Origin of the sequence: Methylophilus sp. 3sh_L (genome assembly GCF_046766015.1) — a bacterium.
Classification (GTDB): domain Bacteria; phylum Pseudomonadota; class Gammaproteobacteria; order Burkholderiales; family Methylophilaceae; genus Methylophilus.
This window is the reverse complement of record NZ_JBKOUF010000003.1, coordinates 117,663-136,141: the sequence shown is the minus strand read 5'-3', so window position 1 is coordinate 136,141 and position 18,479 is coordinate 117,663. Positions and strand designations below refer to the sequence as shown.

The following is an 18,479-nucleotide window of genomic DNA, read 5'->3' as shown; positions in this document are numbered from 1 at the left end:
GTTAGTTGTGGTTACTTTCTGTGGGGCAAGCAACAGAAAGTAACTCGCCGAGAGGCGAAAAAGAATGTACAAAGCTTAACGCTCGGGCCGCCGCTCCTCCAAAACACCCCAAACCAAACTCAACACCAGCAACAATAGCGCACTCACCACAATCACCGCCAATTGCGGTGCTTGATAAAGCTTGTTCAGCGGGGTGTTAGCAATAGCTTTTGCATTAGCTTGATAGGTATCCACCACATGCGTTCTCACGGCCATGACACGGCGCGTTAAATGATCCACCGAGAATGAATAGCCTTTAAATGCAGGTAATTCTGGCAGGCGCACGCTTGGCAGCGACAGCTTTGGCAAATGCCACCCCGCGCTTTGCTGGGCCCCTTGTGTGAGTTGTACACTCATCACCAGGCCGGGTGTGACAAAGGTTTGCGGATCGACTTCATCGGCTTTTTTAATGCGGTGGGTGATGGTATGCAGGGTTTGCGCATTGGGTACGGCGATTAATTGTGCAGACTTGGCCGTTTGGTCTGCTTTGAGCAGGATGCCGCGGCTGCGGCTCAGGGTGAGTGATTGTTGTACAAAGCGTTGCTGGAGCACCGGGCTTTGCGGGTAGAGTTTGGCGGCAAGGCTGTTGACGCTTTCACCGGGGAGCAGTGGCCAGAGCATGGATTGCTCTTGTTTGGGATTAGCGATACCAAACGCGGCTTGCACGGGATGATTAAATAGCCGGAGCATCACGCCGATGACGATCATCAGGCCTGCCATCATCACCAACGATGATCTGAGATTCCATTGGTGAGCATGGCGGGGAATCATCACTGCCCTAACTGTACTCTGGCTTGTGCGATGGCACGGCGCACTTGTTCTGGTGCGGTGCCGCCGGTATGGTTGCGGCTGGCGACGGAGCCTTCCAGGGTAAGCACTTCAAATACATCTTCCGCAATCGTTGCGCTAAATGCTTGTAGCTCTGCCAAACTGAATTCGGCCAGGTCACGGCCGGATTCCACGCCTGCTTTGACGGCGTGGGCAACCACTTCGTGTGCATCACGGAACGGCATGCCCTTTTTCACCAGGTAGTCGGCGAGGTCGGTCGCCGTGGCAAAACCTTCCAGCGCAGCCTGACGCATGTTGTCGGCTTTGACGGTGATGCCGCGCAGCATGTCAGCGTAAATCTGCAAGGTCACCAGCATGGTGTCAGCGACATCAAACAGTGGTTCTTTGTCTTCCTGGTTATCTTTGTTGTAAGCCAGTGGCTGGCCTTTCATCAGGGTCAGCAGGCCGATTAAATGCCCATACACACGGCCGGTTTTACCGCGGACCAGTTCCGGTACGTCCGGATTTTTCTTTTGCGGCATGATGGAGGAGCCGGTACAGAAGCGGTCGGCAATATCAATAAAGCCAAAGCGAGGGCTCATCCATAAAATCAGCTCTTCAGAGAAGCGCGACAAATGCATCATGAGCAATGAGGCTGCGGCATTAAATTCAATGGCAAAGTCGCGGTCAGAGACGGCATCCAGCGAGTTCTGGCAGACGCTATCAAAGCCGAGCAATTCGGCCACCATTTCGCGTTTAATTGGATAACTAGTGCCGGCCAGGGCGGCTGCGCCCAAAGGCAAGCGGTTGATACGTTTACGCGCATCGGCAAAGCGCTCGGCGTCACGGTTAAGCATTTCGAAATAAGCCATTAAATGATGACCAAACGTCACTGGCTGGGCGACTTGCAGATGGGTAAAGCCTGGCATGATAGTGTCGGTATTCTTTTCGGCCAAGTCCAGCAGTGAAGTTTGCAAGGCACGGATACCCGCAATGGTGTCATCGACGACGCTGCGCAGCCACAAACGCACATCGGTGGCCACCTGGTCATTACGTGAACGGCCGGTGTGTAGGCGTTTGCCTGCATCGCCGATTTTCTCGGTCAGGCGTTTTTCAATATTAAGGTGGACATCTTCCAAATCCAGCAGCCACTCAAACTGCCCAGCTTCAATTTCAGCCAAAATTTCACCGAGGCCGCGTTTAATCTCTTCTACATCCTGCGCCGAGATAATGCCTTGCGTGCCTAGCATGGTGGCGTGTGCGATTGAACCCTGAATATCGAACTTGGCCAGGCGTTTATCAAAATCGACCGAGGCGGTATAGCGCTTGACCAGTTCTGCTACCGGCTCATTAAAGCGGCCGGACCAGGCTTGGTCCTTTTGATGCAAAGAAGACTGGGTTGTCGGTTTGGATGCGGTCAAAACAAAATTCTTTCTGCCAAAAAGGCTGGCTTGCGCGACTGGCGCTGAATACTTATGATGCTGGAGCCACATTATAAATGAACATCACGCTGTGCGTAAAACTAGCCGCATTCCCAATTTCCGCAATCTGGGCATACACTTACGTGTGCTATTGCTACATGTATGCATGCTTGGCTTGCTGGTGGTCTACGATAGCCAGCCAGAGTGGACGGTGTCGGCTTGGTTGAATGCTCTGGCACAGTTGAGTAGCCAGTGGTTACCACCGTTGTTGCTGGTGATGGGGGCGCTGACGCTGGCGTACCCGTGGATGAGTCGCTGGATGTATCGTCCGGCGATTGCTGGGATCTTGTTGCTGGCGCTGAGTCTGACCGCCTGCGCAACGTATGGGTATCATGCCTGGATCACACCGTTGAGTTTGCCGCAGTGGGCGCAAGTCCTGGCCTTATGTCTCGCAGATGTGTTGATTTGCCTGTATTACCTTGATCTGCTGCAACGGGCATACTCCCCGGCCATCGCTGAGGCCCGTTTACAGGCCTTGCAGGCGCGCATCCGCCCGCATTTTTTGTTTAATAGCCTCAATGCGGCGTTGTCTTTGATCCGCAGCCAGCCACAGCGTGCTGAAACGGCGCTGGAGGATATGGCGGAATTGTTCCGTGTACTGATGGCAGACAACCGCGACCTGGTGCCGTTATCGCAAGAAATTGCCTTGTGCCAGCAATACCTCAATATCGAAAAACTGCGGCTGGATGAACGGCTGCAATGTGACTGGCAGCTGTCTGACATTCCGCCTGAGATGATGATCCCGCCGTTGATTTTGCAGCCCTTGCTGGAGAATGCCATTTATCACGGCATTGAGCCGCAGCCGCATGGTGGGGTGGTGCATATAGAGATCAAGCCAAGCGGTAAAAGCTTGCTGTTACGGCTCAGCAACCCGCTACCACCTCCAAGCAACCGCGCGAGTGGCAATAAAATGGCACTCAAGAATATTCGTGAACGCTTGCGCTTGCATTATGACCTCGAGGCGCAATTACGCCAGTACGAGGCGGATCAGCGCTATATTGTTGAAATCGTTATCCCGACACGGCCTTTGTCCGAGGTGATGCATGGCTAGCCTGCGACTGTTGATTGTGGACGACGAACCCTTAGCCCGGCAGCGCCTGCGCGATCTGGTCGGGGATATCGGCGGGTATGAAGTCGCCGGTGAAGCGGCCAATGGCGTGGAGGCGTTGTCGCTGGTGCAACAACAAGCCGTGGACATTGTGCTGGTGGATATCCGCATGCCTGTGATGGATGGTATAGAACTGGCGCAGCATTTGCGCGGCCTGGCAACGCCTCCCAAGCTGATTTTTACGACCGCTTACGATCATTATGCCGTGCAGGCTTTTGAGTTGAACGCAATCGATTATTTGCTCAAGCCTATCCGCAGCGAGCGCCTGGCCACGGCATTGGCCAAAGCGCAACCATTGCAGGCTGCACAATCGCAAGCATTGCAGCCATTGCAGCAAACCCGTGACCATTTGAGTATTCATGAGCGGGGCAAAGTGCTGTTGGTGCCGATTGCCGAGGTGCTTTATTTGCGCGCGGAGCTGAAATACGTGACCGTGCGTACCCGTGAAAAAAGTTACTTACTCGAAGACTCACTCACGCAGCTAGAGCAGGCTTATCCCGATCTGTTTGTCCGTATACATCGCAATGCCCTGGTGGCGCGCGCAGCCATCAGCGGCTTTGAAAAACAACGTATGGCTGAAGGTGAAGAGGCGGGGGAGGCAGCCTGGGTGGTTTTGCTTAAGGGCATTCCCGAAACCCTGGTGGTCAGCCGCCGTCACCAGCACCTTATTAAAGCCACTTAATTCAAAGTAGCTATTTTTTCTTTTGTTGCGCCTGGTCTATCACCTTTGCCGCCCAGTCACGCCCGCCCAGGCCAAAAGCAATCGCCAGCGCTAAAAATACGGCACCAAATACAATCACAAAGAGTGAGTGAATCAACTGCATGCCGATGCCAAGCTGTTCCAGTGCGATGAAAATGGCCAGGATCTGGATGCAATATTCCGCCGAAGTACTGATCACCAACGCCTGGTCAAATTTGATGCTGTGCAGCCAGGCAAACACCAAGCGGTTGATAAAGCGGGCAAACAGCGTCCCAAAGATCACCACCAAAATAGCCACAATGATGTGAGGCAAATAGCTGGCGAGCTCTTTTAGCAAGGCGGCTACTTCGTAAAGCCCCAATGAATTGGCGCCAGTGATGACGAACAGTAGAATCACCAGCCAGTAAACCACCTGGCTGATAATGCCACTGAGGGTGACTTTATAATTGGCGCTACGCATAAACGTTTCCAGGCCAGATTTTTGCGCAAAGGTATCAAAATGCGTTAGTTCAAGGATGCGTTTAACGCCTATCCTGACTGCTTTTGCCACCAGCCAGCCAAAAAACAGGATAACCATTGCAGCCAGTAATTTGGGCACAAAATGCACCAGTTCGACCCAGAATTGATTGAGAGAAGAAAGGAAAATTTCGATTTGGTACTGCATGAGTAGTCCTCCTCTTTGTCTTGAAAAACGTGACTTTTATTGCCACTTGCTCAGCCCTTAGGCATTGCTGAGCAGTCCTCAGCATAACTCAATCCGACTCTGATGTGGGTCAAAGGTTCATCCACATCGCTTGCGCAGTCATCTGCTTGGGCCGTGTTAAAATGCGCAGCTTAATCCAGCTAACTTCATCACAGGTTATTTATTTTGAGCACACTGAACTCTCCCGCCAAGTTGGTCATTGCTTCCCGCGAAAGCGCCCTTGCCATGTGGCAGGCTAAGCATATCCAGGCCAGGTTACAGGCTTTGTATCCACAATGCGACGTCAGTATTTTGGGCATGACGACCATGGGCGACCAGATTTTGGACTCGCCGTTATCAAGGATAGGCGGTAAAGGCCTGTTTGTGAAGGAACTTGAAAATGCGTTGGCAGATGGCCGCGCTGATTTGGCGGTGCACAGTATGAAAGATGTGCCCATGCACCTGCCGGAAGGGTTTGTGCTGGTGGCGACTGGTGAACGCGAGGATCCGCGCGATGCTTTCGTTTCTAATGACTATGCCCGGCTTGAAGACCTGCCGGCGGGCAGTGTGGTGGGGACCTCGAGTTTGCGTAGACAGAGCCAGTTGCAGGCGCGCTTTCCCTCACTCAAGATTGAATCTCTGCGCGGAAACCTGCAAACCCGGTTGCGCAAGCTGGATGAAGGCCAGTATGCAGCGATTATCCTGGCGGCTGCGGGCTTGATCCGTTTGGAGCTTGGTCATCGCATCCGCCAATTTATTTCTCCACAAGAAAGTATCCCGGCGGTGGGCCAGGGCGCATTGGGCATTGAGATCAATGCCGCGCGGACCGACTTGAAAACAATTCTGGCGCCGCTTAATCACGGTGATACCGAGCAATGTGTGCTGGCAGAGCGTGGCTTTAGCCGGGCGTTGGCGGGGAGTTGCACGGTGCCGCTGGGCGCTTATGCTACCAAGCAGGGGGATACCATTACCATGCAGGGCTTTGTGGCGAGTGTTGATGGTCAGCAAATGCTGAAAGAGACCGTCACGGGATCCGCGGCAGACGCTGAAAAACTCGGTCAGCAACTGGCCTTGCAACTGGTGGCGCGTGGTGCCGACAAGATTCTGGCAAGCTTGGACGGCGTGAAATGATCTTGCCTTTGGCCGGACGCTGGATTGCCGTCACGCGCCCCGCCGAGCAAGCGACCAAGCTAACCGCCGCCATCCAGGCCGCAGGCGGTGCCGTGATCTCTTTCCCGCTGCTGGATATTCAGGCATTGCCCGATCTTAGCCATTTTAATCAAGCCGTCACGCCCTTGACCCAGTTTGACTGGGTTGTTTTTATCAGTAGCAATGCCGTGCAACATGGCATGCCTTTGCTGCAGCTGGCAGGCATCCCCCCCGGCCTCAAATTTGCCGCGATTGGCCCGACGACTGCAGCCAGTTTGCAGGCATTTGGGATTACGCAAGTACTGACCCCGCAAGACCGGTTTGATAGTGAGTCTCTATTGGCACTTGAGCCATTGCAGGCAATGCAAGGGCAACGTGTGTTGATTGTGCGCGGGGTGGGCGGACGCGAAGTACTGGCCGAGACCTTGAAACAGCGCGGGGCGGAGGTCGTGTTTGGTGAATGTTACCGCCGCGTCAATCCGCAAAGCAGTGCACAAGTGCTGGCGCAGGCTTATCATGAAGACAAATTGCAGGGTATCGTGGTGACAAGCAGTGAAGCTTTGCGCTTTTTGCTCGATCTCGCGCATGATGCCGCCTGGCTGCGGGCCACGCCAGTGTTTGTTAACCATGCCCGTATTGCCGAGCAGGCAAGTGCGGCTGGTTTGACGGTTTACTGCAGTGGCGTTTCCGGGGATAGCGCCATGCTGAGTTTATTGCAACATCAGCTTTCGTAGTCGTCAAAGCAGCCTGCGTCTAAACGCCAGCAAACCCAAACCCAGCCATAGCATCGCTGCTCGATTTGCCTCTGGCACAGCCGAAACAGAAGCAGTGAGCGGGATGTTGATCAGGGGTGACGAAATTTGACTCGATGAGATTTGGATAGCGCCGCCTGGTTTGATCACGACTTGCCCTCCAACTGCAATCACGCCTGAGGGCGCATTAATGTGTGTGGATGGCATATTGAAATGCACGGTGCCGCCGGCATTGAATGACGGGTCAAAAGCTTGCCAACGAATGATGGGGTGTGTCGGGAAGAGACTGTTGTTCCCTGCATTGATCACCACTTGCCCACCACCGCTGCCAACGTTTTGAACGGCGTTAATATTCACGGTATTCGCGATCTGGATGCCACCTTGGATCGTCGAAAACGAAATTTCTGGCGCGTTCAGATTCAGGTTTTCAAGCAGCAAATCCCCGGCTGCGCGAATAAAGATACTGTCGTCAGAGTTTATCCAGCCGCCATTTAAAGTGAGATTGCCTGCACAGCTGAGCGAGGCGCCCGTGAGTGATGAAATCGATAACGCACCACTGCAGCTAGTGCTGGCAATGTTGATCACTGCATTGGCATGCGCCGCCACAGGTAGTGCTGCCATCAATGAAAAAAGTGCGGCGTATCGTCCCATTTTTATTCCCTGAATTATTTATGTTTAAATGTTTTAACATAGTGTAACGGCCGCTGTTTTGCGGTGAATGATGATTTAATGAAACCCGGATTAGGCCGGGGCTTAATATTTTGAGGTCAGCACTTGACAAAACAAACTAAATAACTAATTATTTAGTTATATGAAAACAGTCTCTCACATTCCAGAAGCCTGGACAGAGATCTCAGCCCTCTTTGAGGCGCTGGGGGATGCGCACAGGCAGCGTATTTTGCTATCGTTTGAAAAAAACGAGCGTTTGACCATCCTGCAGATTGTGGAAAGTTCGCAATTAAGCCGCACGGCCGTCACCCATCATCTCAAGGTGTTGGAGCGCGGCGGTGCTTTGCAGAGTGAAAAAGTCGGACGCGAGGTGTTTTTCTGGGTCAATAAAGCATTCATGCTACAAGCCCTGGAAAATGTGCTGGACTATATAAAAAACGAAATATAAAAGGGTAGGGAACCGTTATGCTAGTGAGTTTGTTAAGGGGTGTCTGTCGTTTATTGTTCAGGGTGCGTGTGACAGGCCTGGAGAATATTCCATCTGAAGACCGGTTGTTGATTATTGCCAACCATGAGTCTTTTCTGGATGGCTTGTTGCTTGGCCTGTTTCTGCCCAAGCGAGCAACCTTTGTCGTACATACCGGTGTGTTGAAGCACTTCTTTTTCCGGTTGTGGCTCAAAATGACGCCGCATTTATCGGTGGACCCCGCCAGCCCATTGGCCATGAAAAAAGTGATCCAGCGCCTCAACGCCGGCGAAAATGTGGTAATTTTTCCTGAAGGCCGCATCACGTTGACGGGGGCCTTGATGAAGGTGTACGACGGTCCAGGATTTGTCGCGGCAAAAACCGGCGTCAAGATTTTGCCAGTGCGCGTAGAGGGCGCGGCGCAGTCTTATTTTGGCCGCTTGTCGGATGCACATCCTCGCAAACTGTTGCCTAAAGTCACTTTGACCATATTGCCGCCTACGCAGATTCAAATTGAGCCGCATGGGCATCACGCGCCACTCACGGCCAAGCAGCGCCGTCGTATTGCCGGTGAAGCCATGCGCAACATCATGCAGCACATGCTGTTCAAGACACAGCGCAGTACCACATTGTTTGAGGCCATGCTGGATGCCATGGATAAATATGGTGCCAAAAGCCGCATCATCGAAGACATGAATCAGGTGGAAGAAACTTACCAGGAAGTGCTCAAACGCAGCCTGGCACTGGGCCGCATTGTCACCAAAGTCAGTCAGCGCGATGAGGCCGTGGGGGTGCTGATGCCAAACCTCACCAATACGCTCGCCTTGGTGTTGGGCATGACCGCTTTTAGACGGATCCCGGCCATGCTCAATTACACCGCAGGGGCAGAAGGCATGCGTAACGCCTGTATTGCTGCCAATATCCGCACTATTATCAGCTCGCGCAAATTCATTGAAGCCGCCAAGCTTGAAGACACCATCGCCAAGATGCGTGATCTAAATATTGTGTACCTGGAAGACTTGCGTGCCCAGTTTGGCATGCTGGACCGGGCCTGGCTAATGGGCTATGCACTGCATTATCCACGCGCCGCCATGGAACCTGCGACCGAAAACGATACCGCAGTCATCCTGTTTACTTCAGGTTCCGAGGGCAAGCCCAAAGGTGTGGTACATAGTCACAAAAGTATTGTGGCAAATACGCACCAGATTCTGGCCATGCTGGACTTTAATCCGTCTGATAAATTTATGATGGCATTGCCGCTGTTTCATGCCTTTGGCTTCACTGGCGCCTTGCTGCCTTTCCTCAACGGCATCCCGATCTTGCTGTTCCCATCGCCATTGCAATACAAATTGATCCCCGAAGTCATCTATGACAAGGGTTGCACGGTATTTTTCTCTACCAGCACCTTTCTGGGCAATTATGCGAAGTTTGCGCACCCCTATGATTTTTACAAACTGCGGGTGGTGTTTGCCGGAGCGGAGAAACTCAATGAAGAAGTGCGCAAAATCTACCACGAAAAATTTGGTATCCGCATCCTCGAAGGCTATGGCACGACTGAATGTGCGCCAGTACTCGCTGCAAATACGCCGATGGCGAACCGCCATGGGACGGTGGGCCAGTTTTTTCCGGGCATCGAATATCGCTTGGAGCCGGTACCAGGCATTGAAAACGGCGGCTTGCTCTATGTAAAAGGCGACAACATCATGCAGGGCTATTATTTATACGATCAGCCTGGCGTATTGGTTTCTCCCAAGGATGGCTGGTATGAAACCGGCGATGTGGTTGAGGTAGATACTGAAGGCTTTATCCATATCAAAGGCCGAGTCAAACGCTTTGCCAAGGTGGCGGGTGAAATGGTCTCACTCGAAGTGGTCGAGAAAATTGCCCATACTGCTGCCCCTGAGCATCAGCATGCCGCGACGACGGTCGCCGATGCCAGCCGTGGCGAGAATATTGTGCTGTTCACCACCGACGCCAAACTTAAACGTGAGGATTTGCAAATTGTGGCCAAAAATCTGGGCTCACCGGAAATTGCCATTGCCCGTAAATTGGTGGTGGTGGAACAAATCCCGGTATTAGGCACCGGTAAAACCGACTACGTTACCCTGAAGCAAATGGCGGAAAAAGCGGCATGAATCGCAGGCAGTTCTTGTTGGCTGGCGGTGCCTTTTTCTGCGCAGGCTTAACGCAGGCGGCATGGAAGTATCTACCGGATACTGGCTTAACGCATCCTTGCCATACTGGATTTCCCGAGTCTTTACGTGAACATCCATCTTGGCAACTTCTATGGCAGGATATCCGGCCAGAGCAGGTTTGGGATGCGCATGTGCATTTGGTTGGGGTGGGTGATGGTTCCAAGCAGACCTGGTTCAATCCTGCCATGGATGAGTGGTTGCATCCCCAGCTAAAAATACAAAAATCGTTTTATATCAACGCTACCTGTGCGGATCCAGCCCGGATTGATGAGACTTCTGTGAGCCGGATGGACGCCTTAGCTCAATCATTGCCTGCAGGGATGAAGTTGATGTTATTTGCCTTTGATTGGCACCATGATGGACAAGGCAAAGTTTCTAAACAGGACTCTATTTTTTACATCTCAAACCACTATGCCGCCAGCATTGCTCATCGGCGGCCAGACCGCTATGAGTGGGTGGCCAGCATACACCCTTACCGCGAAGATGCCGTCGATGCGTTGACACATGCCCATGCCCATGGGGCGAAGGCCATCAAATGGTTACCTTCTGGGATGGGTATCGATCCTGCTTCAGCCAAATGTGATGCGTTTTATGCCAAAGCGGCTAATCTCGGCATTCCTATTATTAGCCACACCGGTAAAGAGAGTGCCGTGCCAGGCGGCGACCAGGCCTTTGGCAACCCGCTCAGAATGCGACGCGCGCTTGATCGCGGCGTCAAGGTCATTCTTGCGCATTGCGCCAGTGATGGCACAGATAAAGATCTCGATAGAGGCGGACGCGAAGTGCGGAGTTTTGATTTGTTTAGCCGCTTGATGGAGAGCGCCGATTATGAAGGTCGATTGTATGGTGACATCTCTGCGACCACTTTAATTAACCATGCCTGGGTTTTACCAGAATTAATTCAACGACAGGATTGGCACCCAAGGTTGCTCAATGGTTCGGATTATCCCTTGCCTGGCATTATGCCGCTCACAAACCTGAATACCTTGATCGCAAATGGATGGTTGAGCGATACGCATAAATCTTTCTTGATTGCACTAAAAAACCATCATCCATTGTTATATGACTTTGCCTTAAAGAGGTTGTTGGTCATCCATGGTCAGTCCTTCTCGCCGGTAGTTTTCGAAACTCGACATATTTTTGAGCGCACATGAATAATCCTTTTCAGCTGTTACGCCAGCAACGTTTTGGTCCATTTTTCTGGACGCAGGGGTTGGGGGCATTTAATGACAATGTTTTTAAAACTGCATTGATTACGCAAGTGGCGTTTAACACGGCCAGTTTGACCACGCTGGATGGCAAAATGCTGGCGACCTTGCTGCCTGGCTTGTTTATTCTGCCGTTTTTCCTGTTTTCGGCGTCGGCAGGGCAATTGGCGGATAAGTATGAAAAATCACAACTGATCCGCTGGGTGAAAATACTGGAGATAGGCATTATGCTATTCGCCAGCATAGGCTTTTTAAGCAACAGTCTTTTCATGCTGGCATTGGCCCTATTTTTAATGGGGGTGCATTCGACCTTGTTCGGCCCGGTCAAATACTCTTACTTGCCCCAACATCTGCAGGTCAACGAGTTGACGGCAGGTAACGGTCTGGTAGAGATGGGTAGTTTTGTTGCTATTTTATTAGGGCAAGTGTTGGGGGCGTGGTTAGGCAGTCTGGAGCAACATGCCTTGTTTACCAGTTTGAGCGTGCTATTGATCGCCATTTCCGGCTATCACTTGAGCCGTAGCATTCCGCTATCACCGGCGCCTGTCCCAGAAATCCAAATTAACTGGAATCCCATCACCGAAACCATCAAGAATGTGCGTACTTTTTGGGCACAGCAAACCTTGTGGGTCGCGATTGTCGCCATCTCATGGTTCTGGTTTTTTGGCGCCACCATACTCGCGCAGTTTCCCAATCTCGCCAAGCATGTATTGCATGGCAGTGAGCGTGACTTTATCAGTTTGCTCTCGATTTTTTCAGTGGGCGTGGGGGTAGGTTCGGTCTGGTGCGAAAAGCTTTCCAAAGGCAAGCAGGAGCTGGGCCTAGTCATGATTGGTGCAGCGGGCATGTCAGTATTTGCCTGGGATTTTGCCAGTGTGACGGGCGATATCCAGCAACAGTTATTCGCGCATCCAGGCCTGACTTTACATACCTTGCCTGGCTGGAGTGTTTTCCGCATGTTGCTGGATGTGGCCATGCTTGGTATCAGTGGCGGCTTGTATATCGTGCCCTTGTATGTATTGTTGCAAAGCCGGGCGCAACCGGGCTACCAATCGCGTGTCATTGCGTCTAACAACATCATGAATGCCCTGTTTATGGTGCTCTCAGCAGGCTTTTCGGTGATGCTGTTTGGCATGGGCGTCAGTATCCCGCAATTATTTGGCATCACGGCCTCACTGAATGTGCTGGTGGCCATTTATCTGTGCTTCCGTCAGCCGGAATACTGGCATAGCGTGCGTGATTACCTGACAGGGTTGAGGCATTGATGATGCGACGACTGCTTGGCGTGGGTTTAGGCTTGATGTCGTCTTTTGCACAGGGGCAAGCATCTACAGATACCTTGGGTATGTATGCGCAAGCGCAATTTCGGACGGTCCAAGGAGATTGCCCGCAATGCACGGCCTTACCACAAACCTTGTGGTATTTTCGCCATGAAACGTATGCCGTGCCCACAAATGGATTGCCGGTTTCCCGCTTTGATACCAGCAAGCGCGGTGCTGAAGATATAGAGGCACTCAACCTGGAGGCATTGCCTGAATTGATCTGGACAGGGTCAAGCCAGTATTGGCCGCGGGCGGTACTCAATGACGCGGCCACCGAGGTCAAGACTGCACAAGATGAGCGTTTCGATATTCAACTGGTGCCCAAGATTCCCAGTAACCGTTCATACTGGAACGCCGATACCAGTCATTACTTCAGCCAATCTACGGTTTCCATTCGCGGCGAGTCAGAAGGTCAAACACTGGTTGCACGCACCATGTGGCCTCACACGTTTAAGCTCGATTTAACGGCCAGTGTGCAACCACTGCAAAGCGGCGAAAGCTTGCAATCCCTAGTACAGTTTGCCAATGGTGGCGCACGCAGCCCCTACCAAAGCAGATTGTTATGGGAGAAATCGCCTGGTGTTGGGCAACAGTCTTCAGGAAAAACAGCGTTAGGTATTTTGCTCAATGGCGCCCAGGGCGATGATGATGAAGCGCATGGTGGCCACTTTGCATTGGCTACCGGCGTGGTAGGCGAGGAAGGTGAGTACGGAACTTGGCTGGTCAATAATTACTACAATCTGGCTACCAACAGCGAAAAAGGAATCATTGCCGGGGTCACGCCATTTGATAAATACATGGCTGACCTCAACAGCGGGCAGGCATTTTACCGGCCTTCTTATATGCTGGTGGCAGTGTTCAGCCAGCCGGATATTCCGAAGCAGATACAGGCGCTGAATAATCGTGTTATGCAGCATTTTTACCGTAACGACCTGCTGTATGACCACGCGCTGGAAAACTGCGCCGGGATCAGCATAGACACCTTGCGTCATCTTGGCTGGCAAGTGCCTGAGCGAGGCGTGGAAAGTGTCCTCAAGGCAAGCGCGGCATACTGGTATGTTGCTGCCACAGAGCGCAGCCTGCAAAAGGGACGGGCGATTTACGATTACCTGAATACTGAAATGACCCGGCTGTTTCCGGCGGTGGCGTTTGATGCGATAGGCAATGATTTGCTCAATATTGCTTACTCGGGAGATCATCGCACATTGGCTTCCGCCACTATGCGCGCCATGCCACAGCAATTAGAGGCGCTTTATTTTGTGCGTATCCCACAGATCCCTTCCAGCCGGGCGTTTGGGCTGGCACCGGTGTACAGTTTTGCACAATACCTGCAACAGGCACCCGCCGACAGAAGCCAGTGGAAAATTATTCCGGTCACGCCTAATCCGCTACCTGAACAATTAAAAGATGACTTAGCACTTAAACCCCAAGTCCCCGGTCTCGTGCCTCTCACTGCCATATTGTTTTTAATCAGCGTGGTTTTAGCCGTAGCATTAATGCTATGGCTATTTTCAAAAATGTATCAGATTTTGACTGCCAGAGTTAAATATGCGAGTCATACCAGATAACACAAAATGTCCATGTAAAAGTGGAAAAACTTATGCTAGGTGTTGCAAGCGTAAAGGATTTAAATGGATGATTAACGAAGAAGGCGATATTTACAAAAGCATTCCTATCTCACCTCAGATTCATGAAGTTTTAGAGGAAGTATCTGAAAAATTCTTTCTCATATTTGAAAGAGAACCTCACGATAATGATCCTATTTTCATTGATAAGTATTTGATTGGTGATGAAGAGTTGGAGAAACGAACTATAGAGTTAATGGAGCAAGCAGGTTGGCAGCCTCAACTTATATACGCTTATCAAAAAACTGGTGGGCTAATGCTCAGCAGAGAGAACAAAAAGTTTGCGACGGAAAAGGATATTCAAGAGTGGAATGAAGCTATCGATGAATATTACTGGCTTGAAAAAAATCCGCCCCATCCAAATCCTGTATCAGTCTTGCTGGAAGCTATAGAAAGAGAGCTTGACTCGTGCATTATATGTCTTGGTTACGTTTTAGAGTCAGGATTGATTTCAAACGCTGTTCGGATTTCATCTTCTAGTGAATATTTCAGAGCGGATGACTATGCCCTTATTTGTGCTACCAAAAGCATGAAGACTCTTCGAGCTATAAAAGTACTCATAGCCGAGGATATTGGTGCAGATGCTCTGTCCTTAGCTAGGCATTTACTTGAGAATTACTTGCACATTATCTACGCTATTTCGAAGCCCGAGATGCTTAAACACGTTGTAGATGCCCAAATTGGCTTAAAACTTGGAACCCATGAGTTTGCTAGAACTGAAAATGGACGAGTAGACCCTCGCAGGATAATAAGAAAAAGTGATGGTGCTGAATATATAGGGCATATTTCGTATCATAAAATGGCAGAAAGTAGCCCACATCCAGAAGATGTTGAACTCTTCGATTATGTATATAGTTTTTTATCTGAATATACACATCCATCGTTTACAAGTGCAGCTCTTGTATTGGATGTTAATGGATCACTTAATCCACTATCCAACGAACTAAGACTAGAGGCAGTTTTTTACTCTATTTGTTTTGCAGGAATGATTTTGGACGAGCTACGCTTTTTACCACTTTTTTCTGAGGGTGCTAAAACCGATATCGCTACCGTTGTGCGTAGAATTAAAACCTGCGCACAAGAATTAATTATTACTATGCATGATGATAAAAAGTTTAAGTCTTTCAAAGTGCTTCAAGATCGTTTGACGTCACTGGGGATTTAAATCAAACGTGCCTAGTTTTATTGATTTTTTATTTTATGAAGATGAATTGTTAAATCTATAGCTAAGCCGCCTCCTACAAGAAAATAAGCGCAGTCCGATAGGCGATAACCGCTTAAGCATTATTAAATAAAACCACTACATTGGGCATAACGCTTGATGCACTCGTTGTTTATTTAAGGATGCAAAATATGAACAAATTATTGATTGCATTACTCGTCTCTATCATTTCAACAGCGTCTTCTTATGCGGCTGAAAGTAAAGATGACACCGCCACGTTAGGGACTTCTAAAAGTCCTCAAGTGGATAGGCAGCAAAGCCGTACTGACAAAGGCCCTATCGGCGGTTACCAGGATAGCGCCAATCATGATGCTAGCAATCTGGGTAATGCAGAGAGTCCGCAAGTCAAAGACCAAAGCCAACGTACGGATAAAGGTTCGGCAGACCGGCCCTTCAAGAGACACAAAAACAAGGTATTGAGAAATAAGGATGAAAAAGCGGGTACCATGCAAGGCAATCCCGTACAACCGACAGAGCATGAGTCTGCGCCACCGACGACAACAAATCAATGATGGCCTCTGGGATAGTCTGGGAACTTCGCTTTTGCCTATAATCTTCATCCAAATTTTTCTTGAAAATTAAGATGAAATGCACCTTTTTTCTTTAAAGGTGTCACATATTTCTCTAATAAAAAGAATCGTCTTATGTCCCTCACAACTAACCGTAAACTGATCCTGACGGCCATTATTTGTTTATTGCTGTATCAAGTCGGCACCTGGATCACAATCGTCGCTGGCGCCATCTGGGGTGCCGGGGCGGCCATTATTGTGGCGCTGGTCACATTTTTTTGTGCGCGTTTGGCCAAACGCGGGGCGAGCAGTACCGTCTGGTTTTTAATTCCCACGCTGTTATTTACCGTCATCCCGTTATTGGCCAAAGGTTGGAGTCTGTTTACCAGTCAGACCGGCATCGTCGATATGCTGGTCGATTTGGTGCCCTTGCTAGTGGGATTTGTGATTCCGGTGGGTTTACTGTCCATCGCCTACCTCGATTTACGAAAAAAGTCTTTTTGAGACTGGATTTAAAGGGTACCTGTCGGCTGGGCTATAAACGATATAACCCGTTATAATCCCAAGCTTGATTCAAACAGATTAAGCTTCTATGCAACCTATCTATTTCGGTACGCCGCGCCCTACGTCAAAACTGTGGAGATTTGCCCACGGGTTTGGACCTTATGCTCCGCTGATCGTGATGTTTATCAGCGGTCTTCTTTTGCTTTCGCTGACACGGCTGGGATTGGTGATCTGGAAGTGGGAGCGTGTGCTGGCGACAGGGGAGCTTGGGCAGATTTTATTGCAGGGTGTCCGTGTTGATGTGATACAGCTTGGCTTGCTGGCCTTGATCCCCGTGTTACTGTCACCGCTGTTGGCGACTCGCCGCCTGTTCAAGGTGTGGCGGCGATTCACTTTTTGGTGGGTGTTGCTGTCCCTGGTCTTGCTGGTGTTTTTAGAGGCGGCCACGCCAGGGTTTATTCTTGAGTACGATGTCAGGCCTAACCGCATTTTTGTCGAATATCTCAAATATCCGCATGAAGTGTTTGGCATGTTGTGGCAAGGCTTCAAAACCGAGTTGTTCTTTGGCTTGGTCATGACCGTGGTGGCGCTTGCGCTGGTGTCACGCTTACTGAAACCCTGGCGCCAAGCCGAGCCTAAATGGCATCCCCTGGCGGTATGGCTCGTCTGGCCTTTAGTGCTGGTGTTGACTGTATTTGCGATCCGCTCCAGTCTGGGTCACCGGCCAGCCAACCCGGCCTTGTTTGCCATCACGCAGGATAGTATGGTCAACAGTCTGATTTTGAATTCCACCTATTCGGTATTTTATGCCGCTTACAGTTTGCAGCATGAGGCAAAATCCAGCGCCATTTACGGTAAGCTGCCACGCGAAAAAATCTTTGCCTTGACTGGTGCAAAAGACGCGGAGATCCCGACCCTGACCACGCTGATCCCTAGTGTCAAACGGGACAAACCATTTAATCTGGTGATTTTGCTGCAAGAAAGCCTGGGCGCGGGGTTTGTCGAGTCGCTGGGTGGCAAACCAGTGACTCCGAATTTGGAAAAGCTCAAATCCGAAGGCATCTGGTTTACGCATTTGTATGCTACTGGGACGCGCTCGGTACGGGGCATTGAAGCCGTGGTGACGGGTTTTCAGCCAACGCCGTCAGACAGTACCGTTAAGCTGGATTTGAGCCAGAAGAATTTTTTTACGCTAGCCTCGCTATTATCCAAACGGGGTTACCTGACTGAATTTATCTATGGCGGCGAATCGCATTTCGACAATATGCGCAGCTTCTTCATGGGTAATGGTTTCCAGCAGATCACGGACCAGCCGGATTTTAAAAATCCAGTGTTTGTTGCCAGCTGGGGGGCTTCTGACGAAGATTTGCTGAATAAAACCCATGAGCAGCTATTGGCGCACCACGCCAGCGGCAAGCCGTTTTTTACGCTTGCGTTCAGCTCGTCTAACCACGCGCCCTTTGAATTCCCGGATGGGCGCATTGACCTGTATGAGCAGCCCAAGGCCACTGACAACAATGCAGTGAAATATGCGGACTATGCCATCGGCGAATTTATTAAAAAGGCTAAGGCCAGCCCCTACTGGAACGATACGGTATTTTTGATTGTGGCTGATCATGACATTCGGGTACGTGGCGATTCACTGGTGCCAATTGAGCATTTTCATATTCCGGCGCTGATTCTGGGTGGGGCGGTGCAGCCTAAAACAGTGGACGCGATTGCCAGCCAGATTGACCTGCCGGTGACGGTGTTGTCGCTGATGGGCATAGAGGCCAACCATCCAATGACTGGGCATGATCTGTCCAATGTGAGCGCTGACTATCGTGGCCGCGCCATGATGCAATACAACTACAACTTTGGCTGGATGCAACAAACCGGCCCCGCTGCCGCAGAGAATGAAGTCGTGGTGTTGCGCGAGGGCAAAGCCCCTGCTTTTGGCCATTATGATCCGCTGAACAAGCAATTGCAGAATACTGCGCCACCCGTGGATGCGTCAGCTTTAGCGGAGCGCGCGCTGGCAAACAGCCTGTTACCGGCTTTGTTGTATCAAGAGCAGCGGTACCGCTTGCCAGAGTAAGGG

At 50.8% G+C, this 18,479-nt stretch carries 17 protein-coding genes and 1 pseudogene; 14 read left to right on the top strand and 4 right to left on the bottom strand.

The window, feature by feature from the left end; genetic code table 11:
- Nucleotides 1–75: 75 nt before the first annotated feature.
- The gene (locus tag ACIDF8_RS08375) at nucleotides 76–762 is read right to left on the bottom strand and encodes a hypothetical protein (protein WP_412010162.1); all 687 of its coding nucleotides are present in this window, start codon (nucleotides 760–762) and stop codon (nucleotides 76–78) included.
- 47 nt (nucleotides 763–809) lie between these two features.
- Nucleotides 810–2,228, bottom strand: coding sequence for an argininosuccinate lyase (argH, locus tag ACIDF8_RS08370; RefSeq protein ID WP_412010161.1), 1,419 nt, complete (start codon nucleotides 2,226–2,228; stop codon nucleotides 810–812).
- Between the two features lie 91 nt (nucleotides 2,229–2,319).
- Here argH and ACIDF8_RS08365 point away from each other — a divergent pair, with 91 nt between their 5' ends.
- Nucleotides 2,320–3,339 (top strand): sensor histidine kinase, encoded by a 1,020-nt coding sequence (locus ACIDF8_RS08365; RefSeq protein ID WP_412010160.1) that lies wholly within the window; start codon nucleotides 2,320–2,322, stop codon nucleotides 3,337–3,339.
- Complete coding sequence (locus ACIDF8_RS08360; RefSeq protein ID WP_412010159.1) at nucleotides 3,332–4,078, top strand: LytR/AlgR family response regulator transcription factor; 747 nt, start codon at nucleotides 3,332–3,334, stop codon at nucleotides 4,076–4,078. The genes ACIDF8_RS08365 and ACIDF8_RS08360 overlap by 8 nt, the downstream gene beginning before the upstream one ends.
- 10 nt (nucleotides 4,079–4,088) lie before the next feature.
- Here the strand turns inward: ACIDF8_RS08360 and ACIDF8_RS08355 are convergent, their stop codons facing one another.
- Nucleotides 4,089–4,760 carry a mechanosensitive ion channel family protein gene (locus ACIDF8_RS08355; protein WP_412010158.1) on the bottom strand — a complete coding sequence of 224 codons (672 nt, stop codon included), beginning with the start codon at nucleotides 4,758–4,760 and terminating at the stop codon, nucleotides 4,089–4,091.
- A gap of 213 nt (nucleotides 4,761–4,973) precedes the next feature.
- Here ACIDF8_RS08355 and hemC point away from each other — a divergent pair, with 213 nt between their 5' ends.
- Both hemC and ACIDF8_RS08345 read left to right on the top strand, forming a co-directional pair.
- A complete protein-coding gene (gene hemC, locus ACIDF8_RS08350) occupies nucleotides 4,974–5,909 on the top strand; it encodes a hydroxymethylbilane synthase (protein ID WP_412010369.1) in 936 nt (311 codons plus the stop codon).
- Nucleotides 5,906–6,661: a uroporphyrinogen-III synthase gene (locus ACIDF8_RS08345; protein WP_412010157.1), complete on the top strand. Its 756-nt coding sequence runs from the start codon at nucleotides 5,906–5,908 to the stop codon at nucleotides 6,659–6,661. Before hemC ends, ACIDF8_RS08345 begins: the two co-directional genes overlap by 4 nt.
- 3 nt (nucleotides 6,662–6,664) lie before the next feature.
- Here the strand turns inward: ACIDF8_RS08345 and ACIDF8_RS08340 are convergent, their stop codons facing one another.
- A complete protein-coding gene (locus tag ACIDF8_RS08340; RefSeq protein ID WP_412010156.1) occupies nucleotides 6,665–7,330 on the bottom strand; it encodes a hypothetical protein in 666 nt (221 codons plus the stop codon).
- Between the two features lie 160 nt (nucleotides 7,331–7,490).
- Between ACIDF8_RS08340 and ACIDF8_RS08335 the strand changes: the two genes are divergently transcribed.
- From ACIDF8_RS08335 to ACIDF8_RS08290, 10 genes and pseudogenes are all read left to right on the top strand, one after another.
- Nucleotides 7,491–7,796, top strand: coding sequence for an ArsR/SmtB family transcription factor (locus ACIDF8_RS08335; protein ID WP_412010155.1), 306 nt, complete (start codon nucleotides 7,491–7,493; stop codon nucleotides 7,794–7,796).
- A gap of 17 nt (nucleotides 7,797–7,813) precedes the next feature.
- On the top strand, nucleotides 7,814–9,949 hold the full coding sequence (gene aas / locus ACIDF8_RS08330; protein ID WP_412010154.1) for a bifunctional acyl-ACP--phospholipid O-acyltransferase/long-chain-fatty-acid--ACP ligase: 2,136 nt from the start codon (nucleotides 7,814–7,816) through the stop codon (nucleotides 9,947–9,949).
- Complete coding sequence (locus tag ACIDF8_RS08325; protein ID WP_412010153.1) at nucleotides 9,946–11,163, top strand: amidohydrolase family protein; 1,218 nt, start codon at nucleotides 9,946–9,948, stop codon at nucleotides 11,161–11,163. Before aas ends, ACIDF8_RS08325 begins: the two co-directional genes overlap by 4 nt.
- On the top strand, nucleotides 11,160–12,482 hold the full coding sequence (locus ACIDF8_RS08320) for an MFS transporter (RefSeq protein ID WP_412010152.1): 1,323 nt from the start codon (nucleotides 11,160–11,162) through the stop codon (nucleotides 12,480–12,482). Before ACIDF8_RS08325 ends, ACIDF8_RS08320 begins: the two co-directional genes overlap by 4 nt.
- Nucleotides 12,482–14,107 carry a hypothetical protein gene (locus tag ACIDF8_RS08315; protein WP_412010151.1) on the top strand — a complete coding sequence of 542 codons (1,626 nt, stop codon included), beginning with the start codon at nucleotides 12,482–12,484 and terminating at the stop codon, nucleotides 14,105–14,107. Before ACIDF8_RS08320 ends, ACIDF8_RS08315 begins: the two co-directional genes overlap by 1 nt.
- A pseudogene (locus ACIDF8_RS08310) lies at nucleotides 14,088–14,156 on the top strand (SEC-C metal-binding domain-containing protein); the annotation flags it as partial. The gene ACIDF8_RS08315 and the pseudogene ACIDF8_RS08310, both read left to right, overlap by 20 nt.
- An 18-nt stretch (nucleotides 14,157–14,174) precedes the next feature.
- Nucleotides 14,175–15,329, top strand: coding sequence for a DUF5677 domain-containing protein (locus tag ACIDF8_RS08305; RefSeq protein ID WP_412010368.1), 1,155 nt, complete (start codon nucleotides 14,175–14,177; stop codon nucleotides 15,327–15,329).
- 188 nt (nucleotides 15,330–15,517) lie between these two features.
- The gene (locus ACIDF8_RS08300; protein WP_412010150.1) at nucleotides 15,518–15,898 is read left to right on the top strand and encodes a hypothetical protein; all 381 of its coding nucleotides are present in this window, start codon (nucleotides 15,518–15,520) and stop codon (nucleotides 15,896–15,898) included.
- 132 nt (nucleotides 15,899–16,030) lie between these two features.
- Entirely contained in the window at nucleotides 16,031–16,399 is a 369-nt protein-coding gene (locus ACIDF8_RS08295) for a hypothetical protein (RefSeq protein WP_412010149.1), read from the top strand.
- 88 nt (nucleotides 16,400–16,487) lie between these two features.
- The gene (locus tag ACIDF8_RS08290; protein ID WP_412010148.1) at nucleotides 16,488–18,476 is read left to right on the top strand and encodes an LTA synthase family protein; all 1,989 of its coding nucleotides are present in this window, start codon (nucleotides 16,488–16,490) and stop codon (nucleotides 18,474–18,476) included.
- Nucleotides 18,477–18,479: the final 3 nt, after the last annotated feature.

What these genes read in the sequence shown, in the direction of transcription:
- ACIDF8_RS08375 (WP_412010162.1), bottom strand. Translation starts at nt 762, where the DNA reads ATGATGGCAGGCCTGATGATCGTCATCGGCGTGATGCTCCGGCTATTT.
- ACIDF8_RS08360 (WP_412010159.1), top strand. Translation starts at nt 3,332, where the DNA reads ATGGCTAGCCTGCGACTGTTGATTGTGGACGACGAACCCTTAGCCCGG.
- ACIDF8_RS08355 (WP_412010158.1), bottom strand. Translation starts at nt 4,760, where the DNA reads ATGCAGTACCAAATCGAAATTTTCCTTTCTTCTCTCAATCAATTCTGG.
- ACIDF8_RS08345 (WP_412010157.1), top strand. Translation starts at nt 5,906, where the DNA reads ATGATCTTGCCTTTGGCCGGACGCTGGATTGCCGTCACGCGCCCCGCC.
- ACIDF8_RS08340 (WP_412010156.1), bottom strand. Translation starts at nt 7,330, where the DNA reads ATGGGACGATACGCCGCACTTTTTTCATTGATGGCAGCACTACCTGTG.
- ACIDF8_RS08335 (WP_412010155.1), top strand. Translation starts at nt 7,491, where the DNA reads ATGAAAACAGTCTCTCACATTCCAGAAGCCTGGACAGAGATCTCAGCC.
- aas (WP_412010154.1), top strand. Translation starts at nt 7,814, where the DNA reads ATGCTAGTGAGTTTGTTAAGGGGTGTCTGTCGTTTATTGTTCAGGGTG.
- ACIDF8_RS08325 (WP_412010153.1), top strand. Translation starts at nt 9,946, where the DNA reads ATGAATCGCAGGCAGTTCTTGTTGGCTGGCGGTGCCTTTTTCTGCGCA.
- ACIDF8_RS08320 (WP_412010152.1), top strand. Translation starts at nt 11,160, where the DNA reads ATGAATAATCCTTTTCAGCTGTTACGCCAGCAACGTTTTGGTCCATTT.
- ACIDF8_RS08315 (WP_412010151.1), top strand. Translation starts at nt 12,482, where the DNA reads ATGATGCGACGACTGCTTGGCGTGGGTTTAGGCTTGATGTCGTCTTTT.
- ACIDF8_RS08305 (WP_412010368.1), top strand. Translation starts at nt 14,175, where the DNA reads ATGATTAACGAAGAAGGCGATATTTACAAAAGCATTCCTATCTCACCT.
- ACIDF8_RS08300 (WP_412010150.1), top strand. Translation starts at nt 15,518, where the DNA reads ATGAACAAATTATTGATTGCATTACTCGTCTCTATCATTTCAACAGCG.
- ACIDF8_RS08295 (WP_412010149.1), top strand. Translation starts at nt 16,031, where the DNA reads ATGTCCCTCACAACTAACCGTAAACTGATCCTGACGGCCATTATTTGT.
- ACIDF8_RS08290 (WP_412010148.1), top strand. Translation starts at nt 16,488, where the DNA reads ATGCAACCTATCTATTTCGGTACGCCGCGCCCTACGTCAAAACTGTGG.